This window comes from Shinella sp. HZN7 (assembly GCF_001652565.1).
Lineage (GTDB): Bacteria > Pseudomonadota > Alphaproteobacteria > Rhizobiales > Rhizobiaceae > Shinella > Shinella granuli.
On the sequence record NZ_CP015741.1, the window covers coordinates 15,458 to 37,119 of the forward strand.

General features: G+C 54.9%; 17 protein-coding genes, 1 pseudogene and 1 other annotated feature. Of the genes and pseudogenes, 6 read left to right on the top strand and 12 right to left on the bottom strand.

Annotated features, from left to right (window positions below; genetic code table 11):
* The first annotated feature begins 82 nt into the window (after window positions 1-82).
* The 4 genes from shn_RS30200 (at window position 83) to shn_RS30215 (ending at window position 3,940) form a co-directional block, all read left to right on the top strand.
* Window positions 83-460, top strand: a complete 378-nt coding sequence (locus shn_RS30200; protein WP_064334247.1) for a nuclear transport factor 2 family protein — start codon at window positions 83-85, stop codon at window positions 458-460.
* Between the two features lie 102 nt (window positions 461-562).
* Entirely contained in the window at window positions 563-2,578 is a 2,016-nt protein-coding gene (gene ndpC / locus shn_RS30205) for a 6-hydroxypseudooxynicotine oxidase (protein WP_024899819.1), read from the top strand.
* A gap of 194 nt (window positions 2,579-2,772) precedes the next feature.
* Window positions 2,773-3,066 carry a hypothetical protein gene (locus shn_RS30210; RefSeq protein WP_064334248.1) on the top strand — a complete coding sequence of 98 codons (294 nt, stop codon included), beginning with the start codon at window positions 2,773-2,775 and terminating at the stop codon, window positions 3,064-3,066.
* Between the two features lie 160 nt (window positions 3,067-3,226).
* Window positions 3,227-3,940, top strand: coding sequence for an IS110 family transposase (locus shn_RS30215; RefSeq protein WP_145926107.1), 714 nt, complete (start codon window positions 3,227-3,229; stop codon window positions 3,938-3,940).
* 411 nt (window positions 3,941-4,351) lie between these two features.
* Here shn_RS30215 and shn_RS30220 read toward each other — a convergent pair.
* The 3 genes from shn_RS30220 to shn_RS30235 all read right to left on the bottom strand — a co-directional run bounded on the left by shn_RS30220 (window position 4,352) and on the right by shn_RS30235 (window position 9,772).
* Window positions 4,352-5,490, bottom strand: a protein-coding gene (locus shn_RS30220) for an IS3 family transposase (RefSeq protein WP_168168997.1) whose coding sequence is annotated in 2 segments (ribosomal slippage) — window positions 4,352-5,232 and window positions 5,232-5,490 — 1,140 coding nt in all. Because the reading frame shifts where the segments join, the coding sequence is not laid out codon by codon here.
* A 142-nt stretch (window positions 5,491-5,632) separates the two neighbouring features.
* Window positions 5,633-7,843, bottom strand: coding sequence for a methyl-accepting chemotaxis protein (locus shn_RS30230; protein ID WP_064334251.1), 2,211 nt, complete (start codon window positions 7,841-7,843; stop codon window positions 5,633-5,635).
* Window positions 7,844-8,737: 894 nt separating this feature from the next.
* Window positions 8,738-9,772: an extracellular solute-binding protein gene (locus shn_RS30235; protein WP_024899825.1), complete on the bottom strand. Its 1,035-nt coding sequence runs from the start codon at window positions 9,770-9,772 to the stop codon at window positions 8,738-8,740.
* Between the two features lie 370 nt (window positions 9,773-10,142).
* On the opposite strand from shn_RS30235, the pseudogene shn_RS30245 reads away from it, so the two are divergent.
* Window positions 10,143-11,341, top strand: a pseudogene (locus tag shn_RS30245) (IS3 family transposase).
* Window positions 10,427-10,529 (top strand) — a sequence feature (AL1L pseudoknot). Its footprint overlaps the pseudogene before it by 103 nt.
* 292 nt (window positions 11,342-11,633) lie before the next feature.
* A complete protein-coding gene (locus tag shn_RS30250) occupies window positions 11,634-12,710 on the top strand; it encodes an IS630 family transposase (protein WP_064334252.1) in 1,077 nt (358 codons plus the stop codon).
* A 393-nt stretch (window positions 12,711-13,103) separates the two neighbouring features.
* Here shn_RS30250 and shn_RS30255 read toward each other — a convergent pair whose 3' ends face one another.
* The 9 genes from shn_RS30255 to shn_RS30295 form a co-directional block, all read right to left on the bottom strand.
* Window positions 13,104-13,799, bottom strand: a complete 696-nt coding sequence (locus tag shn_RS30255) for a TetR/AcrR family transcriptional regulator (protein ID WP_245337525.1) — start codon at window positions 13,797-13,799, stop codon at window positions 13,104-13,106.
* Window positions 13,800-13,959: 160 nt separating this feature from the next.
* Window positions 13,960-14,994, bottom strand: a complete 1,035-nt coding sequence (locus shn_RS30260; RefSeq protein ID WP_064334254.1) for an extracellular solute-binding protein — start codon at window positions 14,992-14,994, stop codon at window positions 13,960-13,962.
* A gap of 31 nt (window positions 14,995-15,025) precedes the next feature.
* Window positions 15,026-15,826 carry an ABC transporter permease gene (locus tag shn_RS30265; RefSeq protein ID WP_024899989.1) on the bottom strand — a complete coding sequence of 267 codons (801 nt, stop codon included), beginning with the start codon at window positions 15,824-15,826 and terminating at the stop codon, window positions 15,026-15,028.
* Complete coding sequence (locus shn_RS30270) at window positions 15,819-16,724, bottom strand: ABC transporter permease (RefSeq protein WP_024899990.1); 906 nt, start codon at window positions 16,722-16,724, stop codon at window positions 15,819-15,821. Before shn_RS30270 ends, shn_RS30265 begins: the two co-directional genes overlap by 8 nt.
* A 2-nt stretch (window positions 16,725-16,726) precedes the next feature.
* On the bottom strand, window positions 16,727-17,842 hold the full coding sequence (locus tag shn_RS30275) for an ABC transporter ATP-binding protein (RefSeq protein ID WP_243016884.1): 1,116 nt from the start codon (window positions 17,840-17,842) through the stop codon (window positions 16,727-16,729).
* A gap of 134 nt (window positions 17,843-17,976) precedes the next feature.
* Window positions 17,977-18,609, bottom strand: coding sequence for an isochorismatase family protein (locus shn_RS30280; protein WP_024899992.1), 633 nt, complete (start codon window positions 18,607-18,609; stop codon window positions 17,977-17,979).
* 61 nt (window positions 18,610-18,670) lie between these two features.
* Complete coding sequence (locus tag shn_RS30285) at window positions 18,671-19,699, bottom strand: hypothetical protein (RefSeq protein ID WP_064334255.1); 1,029 nt, start codon at window positions 19,697-19,699, stop codon at window positions 18,671-18,673.
* Between the two features lie 26 nt (window positions 19,700-19,725).
* A complete protein-coding gene (locus shn_RS30290) occupies window positions 19,726-20,508 on the bottom strand; it encodes an alpha/beta fold hydrolase (protein ID WP_024899994.1) in 783 nt (260 codons plus the stop codon).
* Between the two features lie 12 nt (window positions 20,509-20,520).
* Window positions 20,521-21,222, bottom strand: a complete 702-nt coding sequence (locus shn_RS30295; RefSeq protein ID WP_145926120.1) for an Asp/Glu racemase — start codon at window positions 21,220-21,222, stop codon at window positions 20,521-20,523.
* Window positions 21,223-21,662 lie beyond the last annotated feature (440 nt).

The following is a 21,662-nucleotide window of genomic DNA, read 5'->3' on the forward strand; positions in this document are numbered from 1 at the left end:
GAGGTGGACTGACCATCTGGTCATTCTTTCGGTGATAGCACTCGAACCTTTCGGATTGCAGGAATCTATTGGAGGATTGTAAATGGAAAATCTTATCGCACAGGTTGAGTCCTTTATGGATACGTTCAACACACGCGATTTCTCGAAGACGCTCGATTTCTTCACCGACGCTAGTGTATACGTGGACCCTTTCGGTGTTCAGCACAGTGGACGCGCAGCAATTGGACAAGCGCTTGCGCCGAGTGATCAATTTTTGAACGCCTCCACAAAATACGACATCACATCCACGTCCATTGACGAGCATACTTCGACTGCGACCGTTACATGGACCCTAGTAATAACATCCGATGGAAACACCTCTGCCATCGACGGTCTCGATATTCTTCGCTTCCGCGAGGGAAAAATTGCAGTTAAAAATGCGTTTTGCAAAGCGCGCGAGATCTCAACCCGCACGATCTGAACACCGGCGGTTTGTAAGCATTAACTTCTTCGCCATCTTAAATTGTCAGCGCACCATCATTAGCGTTGTACAGCATACCCGACACCGATTGGAGCGTCTCTCATGCGAGATCCACGTTATGACATCCTGTTCGAGCCCGTTCAAATTGGTCCCGTCAGAACCAAGAACCGATTCTACGTTGTACCTCATGCTCTAAGTATGGGTATGTCCTCCATCGACGGAATGATCGCGTATCGAAAAGCTCGGGCCGAAGGAGGATGGGGCGTCGTATGCTTGGAGGAAACGATGATTCATCAAACCTCTGACCATGCACCGCTCCCGGACCCCTGTTTTTACAGCGACAGTCATGTCCCCCAACTAGCACGCGTTGCCGCAGCCATAAAAGAACATGGTGCGTTGGCCGGCGTGGAACTCGCACATGCAGGTGCGTCGGGACCGGCCGCCTCCCATCGCGAGCATCCATTATCTCCTACCGCCAAATTCCCCCACTACTATTACAACCCGATCACAGCCCGTACAATCGACAAGCAGGATATTGCCAACTTCAGACGCTGGTATCGCGATGCGGCAGTGCGCGCTAAATCGGCCGGATTTGACATTGTGTATGTCTACTGCGCTCACAATTTGTCCCTTCTGCAGGACTTCCTTGATGTAAAAACAAACAAGAGAACCGACGAATACGGTGGGGTCTTCGAAAATCGCGTTCGACTGCTTCGCGAAACTCTTTCTGACGTGAAGGATGCGGTTGGCGACACTTGCGCGGTTGCGGTCCGATTTGCGGTAGAAGACAGGCGACGGGCATCAAATATTACCGCACTTGAAGACGGGCGGCGCGTTGTTGAAGCACTATCGGACGTTCCTGACCTGTGGGATGTCAATGTTAGTGATTGGCCGTGGGATAGCGGAAGCAGTCGCTTCTTTGAAGAAGGGCAGCAAGAGCCGTTTATCGATTTTGTTAAGAGCGTAACGAACAAACCTGTTGTAGGTGTTGGGCGATTTACGTCTCCTGACGCTATGGTCAGCCAGATTAAGCGGGGCGTTCTGGATTTAATCGGGGCCGCCCGACCTTCAATAGCCGACCCCTTCTTGCCAAACAAGATAGACGAAGGACGCCATGATGATATCCGTGAGTGCATAGGATGTAATGCTTGCACAGCAGAGGTTATGACATACGTCCGTATTCGCTGTACTCAGAACCCGTCAGCAGGAGAAGAGCATACTTTAGGCTGGCATCCAGAAAATGTGCCTCCTGCCGATGACCCATCCAAGACGATTCTTGTTGTGGGTGGTGGTCCCGCGGGTCTCGAAGCGGCCCACACACTTGCGAAACGCGGTTACCAGGTTTCTATCGCAGATGGAGGATCGGAGTGGGGGGGCCGTCTGGTGCGAGAGCGTAAAATGCCTCGCTTGAGTGCCTGGGGGCGCGTGGTGGATTACCGTGTTGGGCAATTGCAGACGATGCCCAATGCAAACATGTATCTCAACAGTGCCCTGACTGCTAACGACGTGATCGGCTTCGAAGCTGATCATGTGATCGTGGCGACCGGAGCAAAATGGCGCAAGGACGGGATCGGTCGCAATCACGATGAACCGATACCCGGCGCCGATCTCCCCCACGTGTACAGCCCGGAAGAAATCTTGGATGGCAACTTACCAAGCGGTGAGGTTGTCGTTTATGATGAAGACTACTTCTACATGGCAACGGTAGTGGCTGAGCGCCTTGCCCGGGCGGGCTGTAAAGTAACTTACATCACGACTGCGAGCGATCCGGCACCGTGGACGATCAACACGCTGGAACTTGTCCACGTAATCAACTCAATGAACGAGATGGGTATTGAAATCGTTGTCGGAACCTCCGTAACTAGTATCTCGTCGGGCAACATTACGACGAGTCGTATTCTTACTGGTGTGGAATCCAGTAGAAAAGTGGACGCCGTCGTTCTGGTAACCGGCCAAGTATCCGATGATATTCTTTATCATGAGTTAGTTGCAAAGAAAGAAGCAGGAGAGATTGCGTCGGTCGAACGCATAGGGGACTGTCTTGGGCCGGGCCAAATCGCTCAGGCCACTAAAGATGGACGAAAGGCCGGCATTGAATTTTGCGGTACCGGTCGTTAGGTCTCTTTTAAATCATCTCTCTCGGTCTCGTAGGAATCCCGCACACATCTATTTGGTGCCTTCTATCATGGATCACGGCCGGATCTGGCTCGCAGCGTTCCGGTCGTAGGTTTGGCAAGCGAAGCAATTGCCTCTCCTCAGCGAGCTGACGAACTAGAGCACGGCGATGGGTCGATGGATGATTTTGACATCACTTGCTTCAGACGTTCTGGACAGCGTCCGCTTTGACGGTGGTGATGATGGCCAGAGCGCTGGGCGAGGATTCGCGGCTACGTGTTTTTAAAGCTGAAGATGACGGGGCATCGGCCCGTCAGGCGGCGGCCTGGCGGCGGCCCGGTTCGGAGTCGCAGTTTCGAGCGGATCCTCTGGATGCTCGAGCGAAGATCGGAGAACAGACGGCGCGGCTCAAAGCCGTCGTCGCGGGTCCAGCCTCGACGTATATGTGCAGCTTCATGATCGGGAAGGTGGAGGAGTTGCCGATGTGGTGACCGCGGGCAAATTTGTGGCGCCGGAGGCTGCGATTATGTAGCCGGTGCCGCGCCGCTTGAGCATCAATTTATAATATAATTCCAAGCTACCATCGGCTTCGGGTGTGGTTTGCGTGGCGAGAGCGCCTGGCCGCCGGTAATCGCATGAGGCTTCACTCCGGTGACACGGTCAGCCGTCCGCTTCGTTCGTGTGAAGAGTGAGGTGTCGCAGGCCGCGAGTATTGTCTTTCGCGCACGAGATCTGGTGGTGCGCCAGAAGACCCAGCTTCTCAATGCGATACGAAGCCATCTGGCGGAATTTGGTTACATCTTCCCGCAGGGTGCAGCCGCTTCTGCAAAGATGCAGGAGGTCATCGAGAGTGATGATGATCTGCCGCCCGCAGCTCAAGGCATCCTGCGTTCGTTGTGGCAGCATCTCTCATCGTGTGAAGCTCAGCTAGGAGAGTTCGACAAGGAAATCCAAAAGCGGGCGCGTGACGACCTTGATGCGCGTCGGTTGACTTCTGTGCCGGGGATCGGCCCCGTGACAGCGGCGGCAATCGCTGCCCTTGCTCCCGATCCCGCGACCTTCCGCAAGGGACGTGACTTCGCGGCATGGGTTGGCTTGACCCCGCTTGAGCGATCCACCGGAGGAAAGCAGCGGTTCGGACGAATATCCAAAATGGGCGAACGGACGCTCAGACGTCTGCTGATCATGGGCGCCAGTGCCGTCGTCTCCTGGGTGAGGCGTGGGAAGATCAATCCAAGCGCTTGGCTGGCAAGCATTCTGCACAGAAAGCCACCGATGCTAGCGATCGTGGCGCTGGCGAACAAGATGGCTCGCGTCGCCTGGGCAATACTGAAGCACGGAGGGTCCTACATGCAGCCAGCCTAGTGAATACCCGCGCAGCAATGAAGGTCTGAGGATCGCATGGCCGAAGTTTGAACGGGGCTCGGAGAACCAGATTGAGGATAAGTGCTGGCAGCACGTAAGCCTGAAGTGGACCGAGCTCGCGTAATCCATACTGGCTGGCGGCAGTGTTTCGCCGCAAAAGAAGCCGAACACATGTCCGCACCAAACTTCTACGCCATCACACAAAGATTCTTCTTGCGCACCCGGAGGCGTCCACACATGTCCTCAAGCCTGTGCTTACTGCTTATGCCGACTGTCCGGTCTAATTGAGGCACTTCAGTTTCAAGGGGCAATTCCAGATGTCAAGCTGGTGACCCTCGCCCCGTGAAAAACGAGGTGGCTCGGTTTGTCTGAACAGCTTCGGGCGTTTCGCTAAGTGGATTTCCGCCTCGATTATGCCGCCACCATCATTGGTGTCAGCGCGTTGAAGTAGGCCTGATCCGGCGTCCGCCGGTCAAGGGATGAATGTGGGCGTCTGGTGTTGTAGAAGTTCAGATATCGGGCGATGCCAGCGCGTGCCTCGGACACAGTCTTGTAGGCATGGAGGTAGACTTCCTCGTATTTGATCGAACGCCAGAGCCGCTCGACGAAGACATTGTCTCGCCACGCACCCTTGCCATCCATCGAGATGGCGATCTGTGACCTCTTCAGCACGGCGGTGAAGTCGATGGAGGTGAACTGCGATCCCTGGTCGGTATTGAAGATTTCCGGCCTGCCATGACGGGCAAGTGCCTCCTCCACGGCCTCGATGCAGAAGGCTGCTTCCATCGTGATCGACAACCGCCATGACAAGACCTTCCGGCTGAACCAGTCCACGACGGCGCACAGATAGACAAATCCCCGCGCCATGGGGATGTAGGTCAGGTCCATTGCCCACACCTGATTGGGCCGGGTGACTGCCAGCTTTCGTAGGAGGTAGGGATAAATTTTGTGCCCTGGCGCTGGTTTCGAGGTGTTCGGGCGGCGGTAGATCGCCTCGATGCCCATCTTCTTCATCAGCGTGGCGACGTGTCGCCGCCCGGTCTCCAGACCTTCTCCTCTCAAGAGCCCTTGCAACATCCGACTTCCGGCAAAGGGGTAGTCGAGATGCAATTCGTCAATCCGGCGCATAAGGGCCAGATCGCCGTCAGACACCGGACGAGGCAGATAGTAGACGCTGCCACGGCTGAAGCCGAGAAGCTTCGCCTGGCGCACGACGGATAGCTTGTGCTCGCGGTCGATCATTTCTTTCCGCCCAGCAATCCCGCCTTGCCGAGCGCACCGGATAAAAAATCGTTCTCCAGTGTCAGTTCGCCGATTTTCGCGTGCAGCGTTTTGACATCGATGGTCGGACCCGACGGCTCCGCTTTCGTTTCATCGCCGAACACACCTGTCGCCCCCTCAAGGAGCTGGTCTTTCCATTGCTTGATCTGGTTGGCGTGCACATCGAACTGCTGGGACAACTCCACCAGCGTCTGCTCACCTCGGATGGCGGCAAGTGCCACCTTCGCCTTGAAAGCCGGGCTATGGTTCCGGCGCGGTCGTCTCGTCATGGTCTCTCCTGTTCCCGGCATCTAAGCCGAAGTCAGGCAGAAACTCCACTTATCCCCGCTGTGCAGATTTCCCGAGCCAGCTCTAAACTTGCACCGGAGCGCGACCGGACTTGTATCTGAAACCATGCGAACCGGCGAGAACTCAAGCCACACGACGCTGCGGGATTTGTTCTTCCTTGCCGCGATTTTCAGAGAAATTGAAACGATTTACCGCTTCACTCAAGAGGCGCGCTTCATCTCGAAGCGATACACTTGCCGCAGTCGTTTCCTCAACCATGGCTGCATTTTGCTGTGTAACCTGATCCATCTGGTTTATCGAGCTACTGATACTTTTCAGGCCAACGGATTGCTCGTCCGCTACCACAGAGATTTGCCTTACATTCTCATTTATTGCTGTGATCTGCGCTGTGATCCTGCTCAAAGCGCGGCCGGCTTCTCCGACAAGTCCGCCCCCCTCTTGTACCTGCATCGCAGACGAATTAATCAGCACTTTGATGTCCTTCGCTGCTGCAGCTGACCGTTGGGCTAGTTCACGTACTTCCTGAGCGACGACGGCAAAGCCTTTCCCAGCCTCACCCGCACGTGCCGCCTCTACGCCAGCATTCAGGGCAAGGAGATTTGTTTGGAATGCGATCTCATCAATGACGCCTGTGATACGGGTAATCTCCAGCGACGATTGGCTAATGCTCTCCATCGACTGGACCGCGCACTCGACAATATCGCCAGTCGTAACTGCATCCTTGGTGGCAGCGCTGACGCTTGACGCAGCAGCGGAAGCTCTCGTCGCGCTTGCTTGGACCTGTTCCGTAAGTTCTGCCATCGCGGCGGCGGATTCTTCTAAGCCTGCCGCTTGCATTTCAGTCCGTCGCGCCAAGTCGGTCGCACTTGAGCTAATCTCCTCTATCCCTGCGTTGATATGACTTACGCCCCTGCCAACCACGCGGATTGTCTCTTCTAAGCTGGACAAAGCCGAGTTGAAGTTGACCCTGAGCTCGGCATATTCACCTCGGAACTCTTCCCGAATTCGGCAGGTAAGGTTACCCTGCGCAAGGTCCTTCAACGCTTCCCCGACCACACGCACTACGAGGCGCTGTTCTTCAAGCGCGTCCGCGCGAGCGGCCTCGGCGGTAGCGCGCTCACGCGCGTTTGCCTCTCTCACATTAGTCGCCTCTGTTTCCGCACGCTCTCCTTGGATGAGGGCATGGCGTAGCTTTTCCAACGCGGTTGTGACCGCTCCCATCTCATCCGATCGACGTGTATCTTTGGTTGATTCACTATAGTTCCCAACGGCCAACGCTTCCACAACTTTGACCAAACGCCCAATTGGACGGGCAAGCATTATTCTTGTCGTAACAAATAAGACGAGCGCTATTATAAATACTACAAAAAAGCCTGCCGAGACCATTAAGGTAATTTGTTCGTTCACCGCAGAGGCAATTACCGAAGTCGGAACGTCGACGCAGACAACCCACCGGACATTCAAATGCGGCACTTCGAAAGGAAGTAGGACGCGGGTGTAATTGACCCCATCGACCTCAACGTCTTCTACAATTCCAGTTTTCTGCTCGGTGATCGCCTCGGACAGTTCCTTTTGGCCTAGTCCATCATAATTCTTTGTTGTTTGGTCCGCACTGGGCGCTACGATCCACCGTTTTGCCTGGGAAATAACATATACTCGCCCTGACCCGAATGGCCTTTGTGCGCCAAGCTTGGCGGATAGCGCCGTTAGGTCTACGTCCATACCAGTCACACCAATAAGGCGATCTGCACTGACGACTGGATACGAGATCGTGGATAAGAGGAAAGATCCTTGCGCGTCGACCCAAACGTAGGGCTCCGTTAGGTGGCCCTGCCGGGACTTGGAAGCTACGTGGTAGTATTCAGCGCTATAATCGAGGGCGACTGGTGCCATCGATAGAGTCCCGCCGGGCTTTGTCCACGTAGGCGAAAACGCCCCATTACTTGCTGATCCAAGCGTCGTGTTTCCCTTGAACTCTGCCGCCTTTCCGTCAAAAGCGTTGGGCTCTTCCATGAACCAGCTGCTGAAAACGATAGTGGCTTGCGCTGTAGCACGTAGCATGTCGATCACCGCAGCACGATCAAGATAGTCTTTTTCTCTGCCTTGGCCGATCAAAGCTGCCATCGTGGATGTCGGAGCCGATAACGCTGTCATTTCCGCTGAAATGTCATTTGCCAATTTTGCAGCTTCGAGTTTAGCCTGCTGGACGGTCAGATGCTCTATCCGGCTCTTCGTAACCAAAACAAGGATAGCATTTGATAATACTAAGACTAGGGCTATCGCGGCAGCAGTAACAGCGATTAGCTTCAAAGCAAGAGACCGTTTCGTGCGCATTTTTGTAACCACCCCAATCTAATGAGCGAGAGTTTCAGTCAAACCAAGTCTAGCATTCTCCGCACACCGGTCGACCAGCACGTCTTGTTTGCCAATCGTGCGGAGGACAGCCGTTGCGTGCACCGAAGGAATAAAATTGCGCATCTACTTGTGACATCGATAGTCACGGATCAATACAAGGCCGTTGCATGGAACAAGGCGCGTCCGTTTCCAGGTGCACGACCTGTCGTATTCGCTTCCGGCGTCCACGCTCTTTTTATAACATGGAATAATTATCGTCGAGTTAAGACGAGACTCATTAGTTCGCTCAATCCTGGCAAAAGCCGCAGCGCCCCGACGTATTTACGAAGGTACCGGGTGAACCTGTTCCAAGATTAACAGACGCAAAACCGGTCCGACGCTGTGGATAGCGACTGATGGCCGTCCGCCGGTCTTCGAAGGACGATTAATGCGCGTGGCGTTATTGCGCACAGGCTTTTGACGACCGCGTTTCAAATCATGCGCAACGAGCGCCTAGCGCCCAGCGGGGCGGTTGCTAATGGCAGGAAACCGCATCGTTGATGACATCCCTACTTCCAGATGATGTATTGGCGAACAACGCAGGACTTGTCCGCTCCGTTTCGGAAGAATTTAAGAGTACGAGCGGAAATACGCTCTCTGACAAAGACAAACCCCAGCGAATGACTCCGGGATAAAGTTCAGTTAAGATTCATTTGGCAGTGAAGGCCACCCAAATGCCTAAGAGACCTAATCAATTAGCCAAGCGATACATTGAAATATAGTCGAACCCGCAGGAAGAGAGGAAGAGAGAAACCGGGCGCTGTTGATTGTATGCATTTGGCGAGCAAATTGCACGCCGGGTTGCTGTACCGGCGTGCTGCGAAGACTCGATGTCTACATTCTAACCTCTGACCAAATCGCGCCATACAGCTTTTGGATCGCGGGTGGGCAGGTCGTAGCCCAGTATCCCGCGCCTTTCAAATTGTCCGGAATTAGAAACTCCGGCGCTGAAGCAATTCCGCTCTTCATGAATTGATCCGAGCCGTCAATTCCATTTGCAAAGTTGGTGAAATCCGACTCAAGAGCGATGTTCTGCGGATCCATAATGAAATTGATGAAAAGCTTCGCGTTTTCCAAGTTTGGGGCGCCGGCTACAACGCCAATGTTATCCATCCAATACGGGAAGCCTGTTTGCGGGTAACCAAACGCGATATCTTTGTTCTGCAAGCGCTCCTGTAGAGCAACTCCATTCCAATCAGCCGATGCAGCGTAATCGCCTTTGATCATGGGTTCACGTGTCATATAGTCCATAGAGATCCAATGCTTCTTCGCCTCGAGAAGCTTATCCCTCACCTTCATCAGAAGGACTTTGTCATCGGTGCAAAGCTCTTTCCCGCCCAGATAATGGATCGCGAGCCCCATTATATCCAGCATTTCGGGCTGTACGTTGATTTTCCCCTTAAGTTCGTTTGGCGGATCAAATATAATCGCCGCTGTATTTATATCGCCTTGATATACTGACGTGTTCACACTGACTCCGACGACATTTATGAGCCATGGTGCTGTATATGCCCGACCCGGATCAAAAGGCACATCCACCCATTGCTTATTCACGTTTCGAAAGTTTGCCATTTCATTTGGATTTGACCTAAAAAGTAACCCCTCCCTAATGAAAATCGGGGTGTATGTAGATGCTCCAACAAAAAGATCGAACCCATGTCCACCAGCCTTTAATTTTGCCAAGGCGGTATCGTTTGTATCGTACTCCGAGATTGTAACCTTTACGTTGTATTCACTCTCGAATTTTTTGATCATTTCTGCGCTTGTGTAGCCACCATACGTATAAATGTTGAGTTCTCCATCCGCGTAGGCAACTTCACTTGCGAGGACTGTCGTCAAGGCAGCGATCAAGGCGGTTTTGGTTATCATGATATTTCCTCCCTATTGGCGGATGTCACCTTACACCGATCACAGGGCTAAGAAAAATTAATTAATCCAAATAGGAATTTTTTGGTCGGCCCGGGTCTCGCATTGGACGCGTCTGCCGAAAGTCTGATGCCAGCCGGCGCGGCATCTTAATCTGAAGATCAAGCAGTTTGAACTCGCGTCGGAGGATAACGAGCCTCTTGCGCGGAAGCCGATGCCTGCTACCCGCAGTGGGATGACGCACTTGGTAGACCGAAGCGCAGACCTCTGCCGGATGGCCCGCAACCAGAGCCGTGTTTGCGCCGAACCTCAGTTTAACGATCTGAAGCGCCCCGGCTTTGCTGGAGACCCCAACTCGTGAGAAGTAGGGTCTATGACAAGCAAGACGACGAACAAATTTTCTCCTGAAGTCCGCGCCCGCGCTGTTCGAATGGTGGTCGAGCATGAAGCGGAGCATCCTTCGCGATGGGCGACTGTGTCTTCCATTGCCGCCAAGATCGGCTGCTCGGCACATACGCTCAATGAATGGGTGAAGAAGGCCGAGGTAGACAGCGGCAAGCGTGCAGGTTTGCCGAGTGACGTTGCCGAGAAGATGAAGGCTCTGGAGCGGGAGAACCGCGAGCTTCGTCAGGCGAATGAGATTTTACGCAAAGCCTCGGCGTATTTTGCCCAGGCGGAGCTCGACCGCCCACTGAAGCGATGATTTCCTTCATCGACGAACACCGTGTCGATACCGGATCAATACTCCCCAGAAGTGCCGTTTGAATCTTCCCCAGTTTAGCGTTGCCGCCGGTCTTCCGGGGCGCCCGGAGCGACATGGCCATGAAGATCGAGATACGCCGGGTGTTCAACGAGGTCTTCCAGGTCTATGGCGTGCGGAAAGTCTGGCGACAGTTGCAGCGAGAAGGCTTCGATGTCGCTCGCTGCACCGTCGCACGGCTCATGAGAATGATGGGACTTCAAGGCATCATTCGCGGCAAGCCAGTCAAAACCACCGTGTCGGACAAGTCCGCTCCATGCCCACTCGACCGGGTGAACCGACAGTTCTTCGCTCCAGCGCCGAACATGCTGTGGTTATCCGATTTCACTTATGTCGCGACCTGGCAGGGCTTCGTTTACGTGGCCTTCGTCATTGATGCCTTCGCCCGCCGCATCGTCGAGTGGCGGGCAAGCCGAACGGTCCATGCGGCCTTTGTCCTCGATGCCCTCGACCAGGCACTTCATGAGCGGCGGCCCGTCCATCGCGGCGGACTGGTTCACCATTCCGATCGCGGCTCGCAATACGTGTCCATTCGCTATTCCGAGCGGTTAGCGGGCATCGAGCCTTCCGTCGGAAGTGTTGGCGACAGTTATGACAACGCTCTCGCCGAAACGATCAACGGCCTTTACAAGGCCGAGGTCATCCATTGACGGGGACCGTGGCGCAACTTCGAAGCCGTGGAGTTCGCCACGCTCGAATGGGTCGATTGATTCAATAACCGCCGCCTTCTCGAGCCAATCGGAAACATTCCGCCGGCCGAGGCGGAAGAACGATACTATGCCATGCTGGACGCACCGGCTATGGCCGCATAACTTAAACCAAACGGTCTCCGGCAAAGCCGGCGCGGTTCAAAGGCCAGAGAGAAGGCATCGTCTACAATCGCACTCTCATCGAACTGCCCGCCCCTAGGTGTCCACCCGCTTTGCGTCTCCCTGTCTCTTAATCCCTCTCAATCGAGTGGTACCACCGCTGGAGTTTTAACGCGGGGTCAGGCTAGGTCATGCAGCGAATTCTGGGTCCGAGCGAAACATCCTAGTGGATTGATCGCGACAAAAGAGTCCGATTTTGGATTCCCATCGGTTGTCGAATGTGCGACGGTCCAGCATGCGCTCCGGTATTGCATTTGACGTCACCGCCGCCGACAGGGCCCGGCTCGAAGCCATCGTTGCCAACCGCGGTTCGCCGCAGAAGCATGCGTGGCGAGCGAAGATCATCCTGATGAGCGACGACGGCTTGGGAACGGTGGCCATTATGGCGGCGACCGGCAAATCGAAGACCTGCGTCTGGCGATGGCAGGAGCGGTTCATGGCCGAAGGTGTGGATGGCCTTTTGCGCGACAAGAGCCGCCCGCCCGGCATCGCTCCACTCGATCCGGCACTGGTCGAGCAGGTGGTCGCGCTGACGTTGGAACCGCCCAGGCAGGAGGCCACGCACTGGAATCGCGCGATGGCAAAGGCCGTTGGGATCGCGGCCTCTTCCGTCGTCAAGATCTGGCACGAGCATGGTCTTGCGCCGCACCGCTGGCGCCGCTTCAAACTGTCAAATGACAAGGCTTTTGCCGAGAAACTGCACGATGTCGTCGGGCTCTACGTCTCGCCGCCGGCCCATGCCATTGTCCTTTCCGTTGATGAAAAAAGTCAGATCCAGGCGCTCGACCGGACGCAGCCGGGCCTTCCATTGAAGAAGGGTCGGGGCGGCACGATGACCCATGATTACAAGCGCCATGGCACCACCACCTTGTTTGCTGCCCTCAATGTTCTCGACGGCTCGGTGATCGGCCGCAACATGCAGCGTCACCGGCATCAGGAGTTCATCCGTTTCCTCAACGCGATTGAGGCGGAACTGCCGAAGGATAAGGCCGTCCACGTCATTCTCGACAACTACGCGACCCACAAACAGCCGAAGGTCCGCGCCTGGCTGGCAAGGCATCCGCGATGGACCTTCCACTTCGTTCCAACATCATGTTCATGGCTGAACGCCGTCGAGGGCTTCTTCGCAAAACTGACACGCCGACGGTTGACGCACGGCGTCTTCCACTCCGTCGTCGACCTGCAGGCGGCCATCAACCGGTTCATCAAAGAGCACAACCAAGAACCGCGCCCTTTCGAATGGAAGGCAGATCCCGAGGAAATCATTGCCGCCGTCAAACGGGGGCACCAAGTGTTGGAATCAATCCACTAGCGTCCGGAATAGTCACGGCGACGACCGAAGATGTGATTGGGCCGACACCTGGAACCTAGAACAGCCGACTTGGGACCGGAGCTGAACGACCAACCTTCGCCAGCTTCGTCTAATTTTTATCTATCTGCTTGATCAGGTTACCCATTGACTGATCAAGCTGTTCAAAGCATAGCGAGTATGTTCCGGCACCGATGATCGGCATTAAGCTTTCGAGGTGATCTCGGCCTTGCCCGGAGATAATAAGAATTCTGCAAGATGGTATCCCTCCGGCGTGAACCGCCTTGCGAGGTTCCGCGTCTCCCGTGAGTCTGCGCTCTTAAGAGTGGACTTAGGAGCGCATTGAGAACCCAAAACTGGACAAAGCTTGGGGCCAAGATCACTTCCAACGCCAGTTTAATCCGGCACAGGCGCTCTGAGGCCGGCGGTCAAGAACGCCGTTAGGTGCTTAAGCATCTCGTCTTTGCCGACTACACCTAGTTGACCGTCAGTTAGATCGTTCAACCGACCAAGATCATTCAACATGAACAGATAAGTGCCAACCAAGAACGCCATGCGTAGGCTGATAATGTCCTTCGGTATATCAGGGGTGAGGAGAGCTATCTCGTTGACAAATCGCTTAACGGATGAGTCGTAGACTTCGCGGCGGAGGCGAAAGGAATGCTCAGCCGGTTCAGCGTGAAGACGCGCCTGCAATCTGACGAACGCGGCACCCGCAGGGCCGCTGTGTTTCATCTCCCATTGAGGAGCGAGATAAGCGAGCACGATGTCCTCGACGCGCAAGCTCGTCGGACGGGCGAGCACCTCGTCAAGCAGTACATGGCGCCTCCCCGATAGCAATGCCCCGCGCCGACGATAAACCTCGTCGAACAGGTCCTCTTTGCTGCCAAAGTAGTACCGGATAAGAGCTTGGTTGACACCAGCTCTGTTGGCAATATCGCGCATTTTCGAGCCAGCGAACCCTTCGTCTGCGAAGATCAGTTCGGCAGCATCTAAAATTAGATCTCTATAATCAATCCCAGGCTTCGGCCGCCCAGGTTTGCGCCTTCCCTTGGAGGCTTTCGCTTGTTGTAGCATCACTTCTCCGCCCATTCGATGCACCAAAATATTAGTGAATTAAGGATGCGGATAATTAATTAACGGGGGAACGCGCCTAAGACAATGGGTAGTTGGCAGATCAGCTGTTACCCAACGAGCAACTGATTTATCGGCAGACCGCACGAAGCGGCCTGCCGACTCAAGTTTCCGCGGGCTACATTTTCAACTCTGTCCAAATCCTGCCATAGATTTGTTGAATTTCGGGAGAACAGGTCTCATTCCAGTATGAAAGACCAGCCAAATTCTCCGGCACCACGAATTCAGGTGACGTGGTCATTTCCTTATCCATGTACTGCTCTGAGCCGTCGATGCCATTGGGGTACTTGATATAGTTTGACAACATCGCCGCGTTTTGGGGATCCATCATGAAATTCATAAATAGCTTGGCGTTGTCGATATTTTTCGCATCAGCGAGAATAGCAAGGTTATCCATGGCCAATCCATAGCCGGTTTGGGGATAGCCATATGCAATGTCGGGATTGCGCTGCCTTTTGATAAAGGCCGGCCCACCCCAGTCACTCGTCACCGCAAAGTCGCCCTTTACCATCGGATCGATAGTATTGTAATCCATGGAAATCCAATGCTTTTTTGCTTCCAGCAGTTTATCACGGACCTTTTGCAGAAGGGCTTTGTCGTCGGTGCAAATCTTGTCGCCTCCAAGGTAGTGGATCGCCAGGCCCATAACGTCCATCATCTCGGGAATAATGTTGATCTTGCCCTGTAGTTCGGCGGGAGGATCAAATAGCAGCGCCGCCGTGTTGATGTCGCCCTTATAAATTGAGGTATTTACGCTAAGGCCGACCGTTGCCCACTCCCAAGGGATACTATACTCGCGGCCGCGATCGAAACTGACATCAATCCAGCGCTTATTAACGTTCTTGAAATTCTCGAGCTTGTTAGGTTCGGACTTCAACAACAAGCCCTCTTGGATGAAGATTGGGATATATGTGGATGCTGCGACGATCATGTCGAAGTCGTTTCCACCGGCCTTCAGCTTTGCCAGCGCCGTATCGCTACTATCGTACTCCGAAAATGTCACCTTGACGTCGTATTGTTCCTCGAATTTCTTGATCATCTCAGGGCTCCAAAGATCTCCCCAGCTGTAGATGTTCAAGATACCTTCTGCGGAAGCCGGAATTGATGTGAGTAGCACCACACCTGCGGCGATTGAGACTGCCATTCTATTCATGTCTGTTCCCTTTCTGTTTATGTTCATTTTATTACTTGCGCTGTCGCCCAAGTAAATAAGTCGCCACGACGAATAATATAGATACAAGTATTAGCGCCGTGGAGATTGCGTTGATTTCAGGTGTTACTCTTCGCCGGAGCTGGCCGAGCATATATGTGGGTAGAGTTTCTTGCCCGGCGGATTTCACGAACTCTGTAATGACTACGTTGTCGAGCGAAATGACGAAGGCGAGCATCCAGCCAGAAAGGAGGCCCGGCCAAAGCTGTGGCAGTGTGATGTGTCGAAAGACTTCCACTGGCCGGGCGTAGAGATCTGCACCGGCCTGCTCCAAACTCAAGTCCATCCCCTTAAGCCGCGCTCTAACCGGCATGTAGGCGAACGGAATGCAGAATGCTGAATGTGCGACGACAAGATAGAGCATGCCCGTGTAACCAGTGGTCACTTTTAGCACCGAAAAGAAGCTCAGCAGCCCGACCGCGGTCACTATTTCCGGGACCATTAGCGGCTGATTGACCACAGCAAGTGCCAATCCTTGTCCTTTCCACGGACGCGTTCGGGTAGTCGCTAGGGCGAAAAGAACCCCACTTGCCGTAGCGACGGTTGCGGCGACAGCTGCGAGTGTCAGAGAACGAGCAGCCGCCTCCTTTACTGCCGCGTTCTGCCATGCCGATGCGTACCAGCGGAACGAGAATCCCTCCCAGATGGAAAGAGCCTCGCCCGCATTAAAAGAGTACATGATCAATAGCACGATGGGCATATATAGTATCAGGAAGCATAGCATCGCTACTAGGTTAATGCCCGGCATATGACGAACGTTGAACGTTTTAGCCATTGACGCCCTCCTCCTTTTCCGTGGCACGCACGAAGACGATCATCGCAATTCCGACGATTATTAAGAGGGTCAGCGAAAGTGCCGAGCCGAGCGGCCAGTTGCGGAGTGCACTGAACTGCATCCCAATGAGGTTGCCCAACAACAGTTGTTTTCCTCCGCCAAGAACTGTCGTTATGACATAGTCGCCGAGACAAGGGATGAGAACCAGAACCACGCCGGCGACGACACCAGGCTTAACAACAGGCAAGATTATTTCGCGCATAATCTGAAATGGCCGGGCATACAAATCGTATCCTGCCTCCACTAAACGAAAGTCGAATCGCTCCATTGATGAGTAGATAGGAAGCACCATAAGCGGCAGGTAAACATATGTCATACCGAGCATGATCGCGGTCTCGGTATAGAGTATTTGGACTGGCGAACTGATTATTCCCAAGCCGACGAGCACGTTATTGAATACGCCCTCGTTCCGGATCAGTTGCATCATTGCGAAGGTCCGAATGAGCATGTTTGTCCAGAACGGCAACATTATCAACGTCAACCAGAAATCGCGGCGATGCGGTGGGCGAGTCGCGATGAAGTAGGCGGCAGGAAAACCAAACAGAAAAGTTAGGAGCGCAGTCATAATCGAAAGTTTTATTGACCGCCAAAATACCACCAGGTGTTCCGTCGCCCAATTGACTTCGTTAGTGAAGAAATCTCGCTTTAGGACGACATTCACCCAGCTCTCGGTTGAGAACGTCCAGTCGATCCCTCCGTATTCCCCGGGAGTGAGGAAGGAATAGATAGTTATCAATACGACGGGGATGATTGCGGCTAGGAGAAGAATCAACAATGCAGGTGTAATCAGAAGCGCTTGCGCCTTTGATATGGTCGGTCGTTTCACGGAGGGATGCATGGTTAGTCTCCCAGAATCTGGGCCGCGCCGTCACGCAAGCGGATGCCGACGCGATCGCCAACAGAAATAGCTTCGGTCGACGAGTCTGCATTTTGCGTTCGCGTGACAAAAACTCCGCCTTCGCGCACGCGGACGTGATATGCGGTACCAGTGCCAAAATAGACAATGTTCATCAACTCGCCGTCGAGATGACCAGCCCCAGCCGGGACGATCTCAGCATGTTCTGGCCGCACCGCCAGCGTTACCGGGCCAGCGCGTGACCCATCCTTCGGTGCTCGCGCTCGCAATCGTATACCTGGTTCGAATTCGATACAGGCGTCCCTACCGTCAACAGAAGATAAATTGACTGGAAGGAAGTTGGTTTCGCCTATGAAATCGGCAACGAAGCGATCTGCCGGTTGATCATATATTTCTCGTGGCAGGCCGATCTGCCGGACCTTACCGGCACTCATAACCGCAATACGGTCCGACATCGTCAGCGCCTCTTCCTGGTCATGGGTGACGAAAACGAAAGTAATGCCGGTTTGCGTTTGCAGGCGCTTGAGTTCGATCTGCATTTCCTTGCGTAGCTTGAAGTCCAGCGCGGATAAGGGCTCGTCCAAAAGCAGAACCTTCGGGTGGGGAGCCAGGGCACGGGCCAGAGCGATGCGCTGCTGCTGCCCGCCAGATAACTGGTTAGTCAACCGGTCGGCCATGCGGGTCATCTGCACAAGTTCCAACATTTCCGCGACAGTTCTAGCAATCTCATCCTTTGGCTTACGCAGCATTCGCAGTCCGAAAGCAATGTTCTGCGCGCAGGTCATGTGCGGGAAGAGGGCATAGGATTGGAATACAGTGTTTACAGGTCGTAGATACGGGGGTTTGTTGATCAGATTCTCCCCGTCGAGCGTCAATGTACCGCTCGTAGCGAAGTCAAAGCCGGCGATCATACGAAGTAGCGTCGTTTTCCCACAGCCAGACGGTCCAAGAAGTGTGAAAAATTCGTTTTTTCGGATCGTCAGGGATACACTATCCAATGCTGTGTAGGCGCCTGCCCCCACCCCGTAGACCTTGCTCACATCTTTGATTTCGATCATATTCCACCCAATTTGCTGCGTTCCCGGAACGTTTTTTGTCATCAAGGCGTCCACAGTGCGTGTAACACCTCTCATTTTAGCGTTTAAGCATACACCCTATCGCGCCATTTCAGATCATTTTAGCCCTAATAGGTGTTTTGTACGGCGCACATTCATTGCATAGCGGGTGCGGCGATCTAGCGATGCGTTCGTAGAGAGCCCAGCCAATTCAAGACGTCGACAGCATCGGTCACATCGGCGTATTTTTGCTGAATATCGTACAGACTTGCATCATGCGGTGACTGCGCCCGATCGGCGCAACAGTCGCGCGGCACCAGAACGTTGAAGCCGGATTGAACAGCGTCAACGACCGTTGCCCGCACGCATCCTGACGTCGTTGCCCCCGTTACTACGACGGTATCGACACATGCAGCCGTCAGTAGCGAGGCAAGTGAAGTGCCGTGAAATGCCGAGGCACCTTTCTTAGTTAAGATCAGATCTTCCGGTCGAACCCCGGTAGTTTCATCGATCTCGACCAGACGGCTGCCCTCAAGCAACGCCGACATACCCGACGCCTTCCTGAGCCAGGCAACGTTACCCACCTCACTTGGATGATATGAGATTGTAGTAAAAATCACGAGATATCCAGCGTCGCGCGCAACATCCGCTATACGGCGCGTCATCGCGATCTCGGTGCTCATATCAGCCGCAGTTGGGTACTGTTTATCGGTGAACCCGTACGTGAAATCGACAATCACAATCGCGGGACGCGAACCCCGCTCCACTGGTCGGCCGAAACCAGCCGCTTCGTATACTTCTTCCTGCGACATCGCGCGTCTCCTACTGTGTCCGAGATGCACCGCATTTTGAGGTGCATCTCGGACTTGATCTTTATCGTTCCATTTTCATGTCCGGCACGACGATATCCCCATCGATGACGATCGGTGCGTCATCAAGGAAGAGCGAGCAGTTGCGCATCGGGATGTCGAGGTGGCAGTGTGTGTCGTTTGGACCGCCAAGCTCGTTATTAGGGCCGGTCGAGAACATAACGTTTCCGTAGAACGAACGCGGCTCCATGCCCATGCCGCCTGGAAAGGCGCCCGGCACGAAGTTATGCCATTTTGCCTGGGGGTTCATGCCCCAGCCGACATGGCTCATGCCGTAACCTTTCGGATCCGCGAAAGACTGCATGTAAGACTTGACGATTTCGGCATCGAGGCCGCCACGGATGTCGGTGATCCAGCCCTTCTCGATTGTGTAAATGATGGGCTCACGCACATAGGTGTTTTGCGGCAATAAGATATCGCCCGGCGCGACTACGATCTGGCCGTCGACGCCATCGTCGTCGCCGCCGGTGAAGACAAAGCCAGACGGCCAGTGGTCCCACCGGCCTGGTTGGTCCGTGCACGCGTACTCCGTGATCGTGGGATAGGTGTTCAGCTTGTATGTAACGTCGGTCCCGTGCTGCGACGTGATCCGCATAACCTTGGCTCTCGAGAGGATCTCGCCACCAATTTCCACCTTCTCCCGCAGTTCCTTGTAAGGAAGCATGCGAGCCAGAAGTTCAGGCGGCTCAACCGCTGTCAACACGCGCGTACCGGCGGCCTGGATCGCCATCTGCTCCGGTGAGAACAGCAGGAAGATGCAGTCGATCAACATGTCGCAGTTCTTGAGGGCCTCAACGGCATCTGGCATCGCGGCAAGGCCGGTGACGCCAACATTCCAGCCACCCGTCGGCAAGGGCGCCGGCAGGCGCATGTGGTACATGTTCGCGCCAAGACGTTGGCCAGCGGCAAGAAACGCATTTGCATAGTCCAGTCGTTCATTGCCCTGCGTGAGCACGACAAGGCGCTCGCCGTCGCGCACGCCGGACATCTTCAACTGGTGGAGGCAGATTTCGGTGAAACTCGCGTGGTCCATTGCTCAGAATCCCTTTTTTTTGAAAACTATGCTGCAAAGTCCATGACTGCGGCGAGAAAGCCCTCCAGGTCGTCCCACGGGATCATGTGCCCCGCGCGCTCGACCGTTCGCACCTCGACTGCCGGTACGAGGCGCTTGATCTCCTCGACATCGGCCGGCTCTATAACCGCTGCACCGCCTGCTACCACCAGGCGCATCGGTAGGCGGAGCGCAGGCAGATCGGCGTGGATGTCATCGGAGTGAAATCCGTCGAAGGCGGTGCGGATCGCGTCCAGTTGGCAGGTGTGCAGCCACTCGGCACGAAGGGCGAGCTGTTCTTCGCTCCAGCTCGGACAGAAATGTTTCATCTCCTCCGGCGAGCAGCCGCGCTGGGCGAGCAGGATCGAGTCCTCGTACCAGCTCCATGATGCCGGATAACCCCGTCGGCCTGGCCCACTGACGGGTGGATCGACCAGAACCAGCCCCGAGAAGGCCGACGGACACATGCGAGCGGCACGTATCCCGGTTCGCGCGCCCATCGAATGCCCGAGCAGGATCGGTCGGTCGAGGCTCGCCGCTTCAGCGACCCGAACGGCGTCCTCTGCCATGGCATCGAGCGAGAAGTCGAGCGCACCGCCTTGTGACAAGCCACGCCCACGCACGTCAAGCACATGCACGTCGAACCTTGCGGCCAGCCGTTCGGCCACAAAGCCCCAAGTGATGGCCGGCGACGTGATGCCAGGAATGAGCAGCACCTGCGGTCCCGGCCCCTCATAGTGGAGCAAGTGCTGGCGAATGCCGTTTGCGTTAACGTTGTATCCCCGAGCCAATGCGCCCTCCCCTTAATAGGCACCGGAAAGCAGCGTGCCGCCACCCGGAATGCGCGTCTCGAGGTCGAGCGCCTTCAACAGCGACCACGTGGTGGCGATCGCCGCCGTCAAGACCGGTTTACGAGTCACCGCTTCCGCTTCGGAAACAGCCGCAAGCGAGGGCATCTGAACGCAGGCGGACAGCACGATGGCATCGACATCGCTCGTGTCCATCGAACGGACGATGCCGGGCAGCTTCATCGGATCGTGTGCGGCCACCGCGAGGTTGTCGGAAATTTCGAGCGCGCGCCATACGCTGACCTCGATGCCTTCGTTGCGGATGTAGTCCACGACGAGCTCAGTGAGCGGCTTCATGTAAGGCGCGACGAGCGCGATCTTCTTCGCGCCAATCGCCTTGATGCCCTCGACCAGCGCTCCGGCCGACGTCACCACCGGCGCCGGATTGCCGTTGTCGACCGTTGCCTTGTGCAGGCGCTCCTGCGACTGGCGATGATAGCCATGCCCCATTGCCATGATTGCTACCAGGCAGGCGTAACCCATCACGTCGACGCGCGCATCCGACAGTTCGAGCGCACACCGGTCGCTGTCCCTGTCCATGGCCTTCAATTCCTCGGCGGTTACATGCTTCATCCGCATGCGAGACGAGTGGAACGTGAAACGCTCTGGCGATACGAGCTCTCTGGCTCGCAACAACGCGGGTATCTCGGTTTCCATCGTAATGTTGGAGCTTGGAACGATCTGACCAATACGAAAGCGCTTCATTTGCAGGCCCCTTGTTTCGAGTAGGTTTCACCACATTAATTATTCAAAGAAAGAATTACAAGTCAAAAGTGGTTTGGGCCCATGAGGGACTCGACGCTTACCAAACCCACTGCCTGCGCCTTAAGCTCTAGTTTACCGCTCTTCTCACGTAACGTATTGTTTTCACCTCATGTTTGTCTGGCTATGTGATTTCGCCGCGGGTGATAGGGCCGCGGCATGGAGTCGCCACTCGGGCCACCGAAAGCCGCGGTGCCTTGATGACACTTGCCACGCATTTCAACTTAATATACCATTGAATAATTACGTTCGAACCCACCTTGTTGGGGAGTGGCGGCGCGAGAGTGGCTGCTTAAGCGGCATCCGCGAGGCTATTCTCCAATCCGAACGCCCAT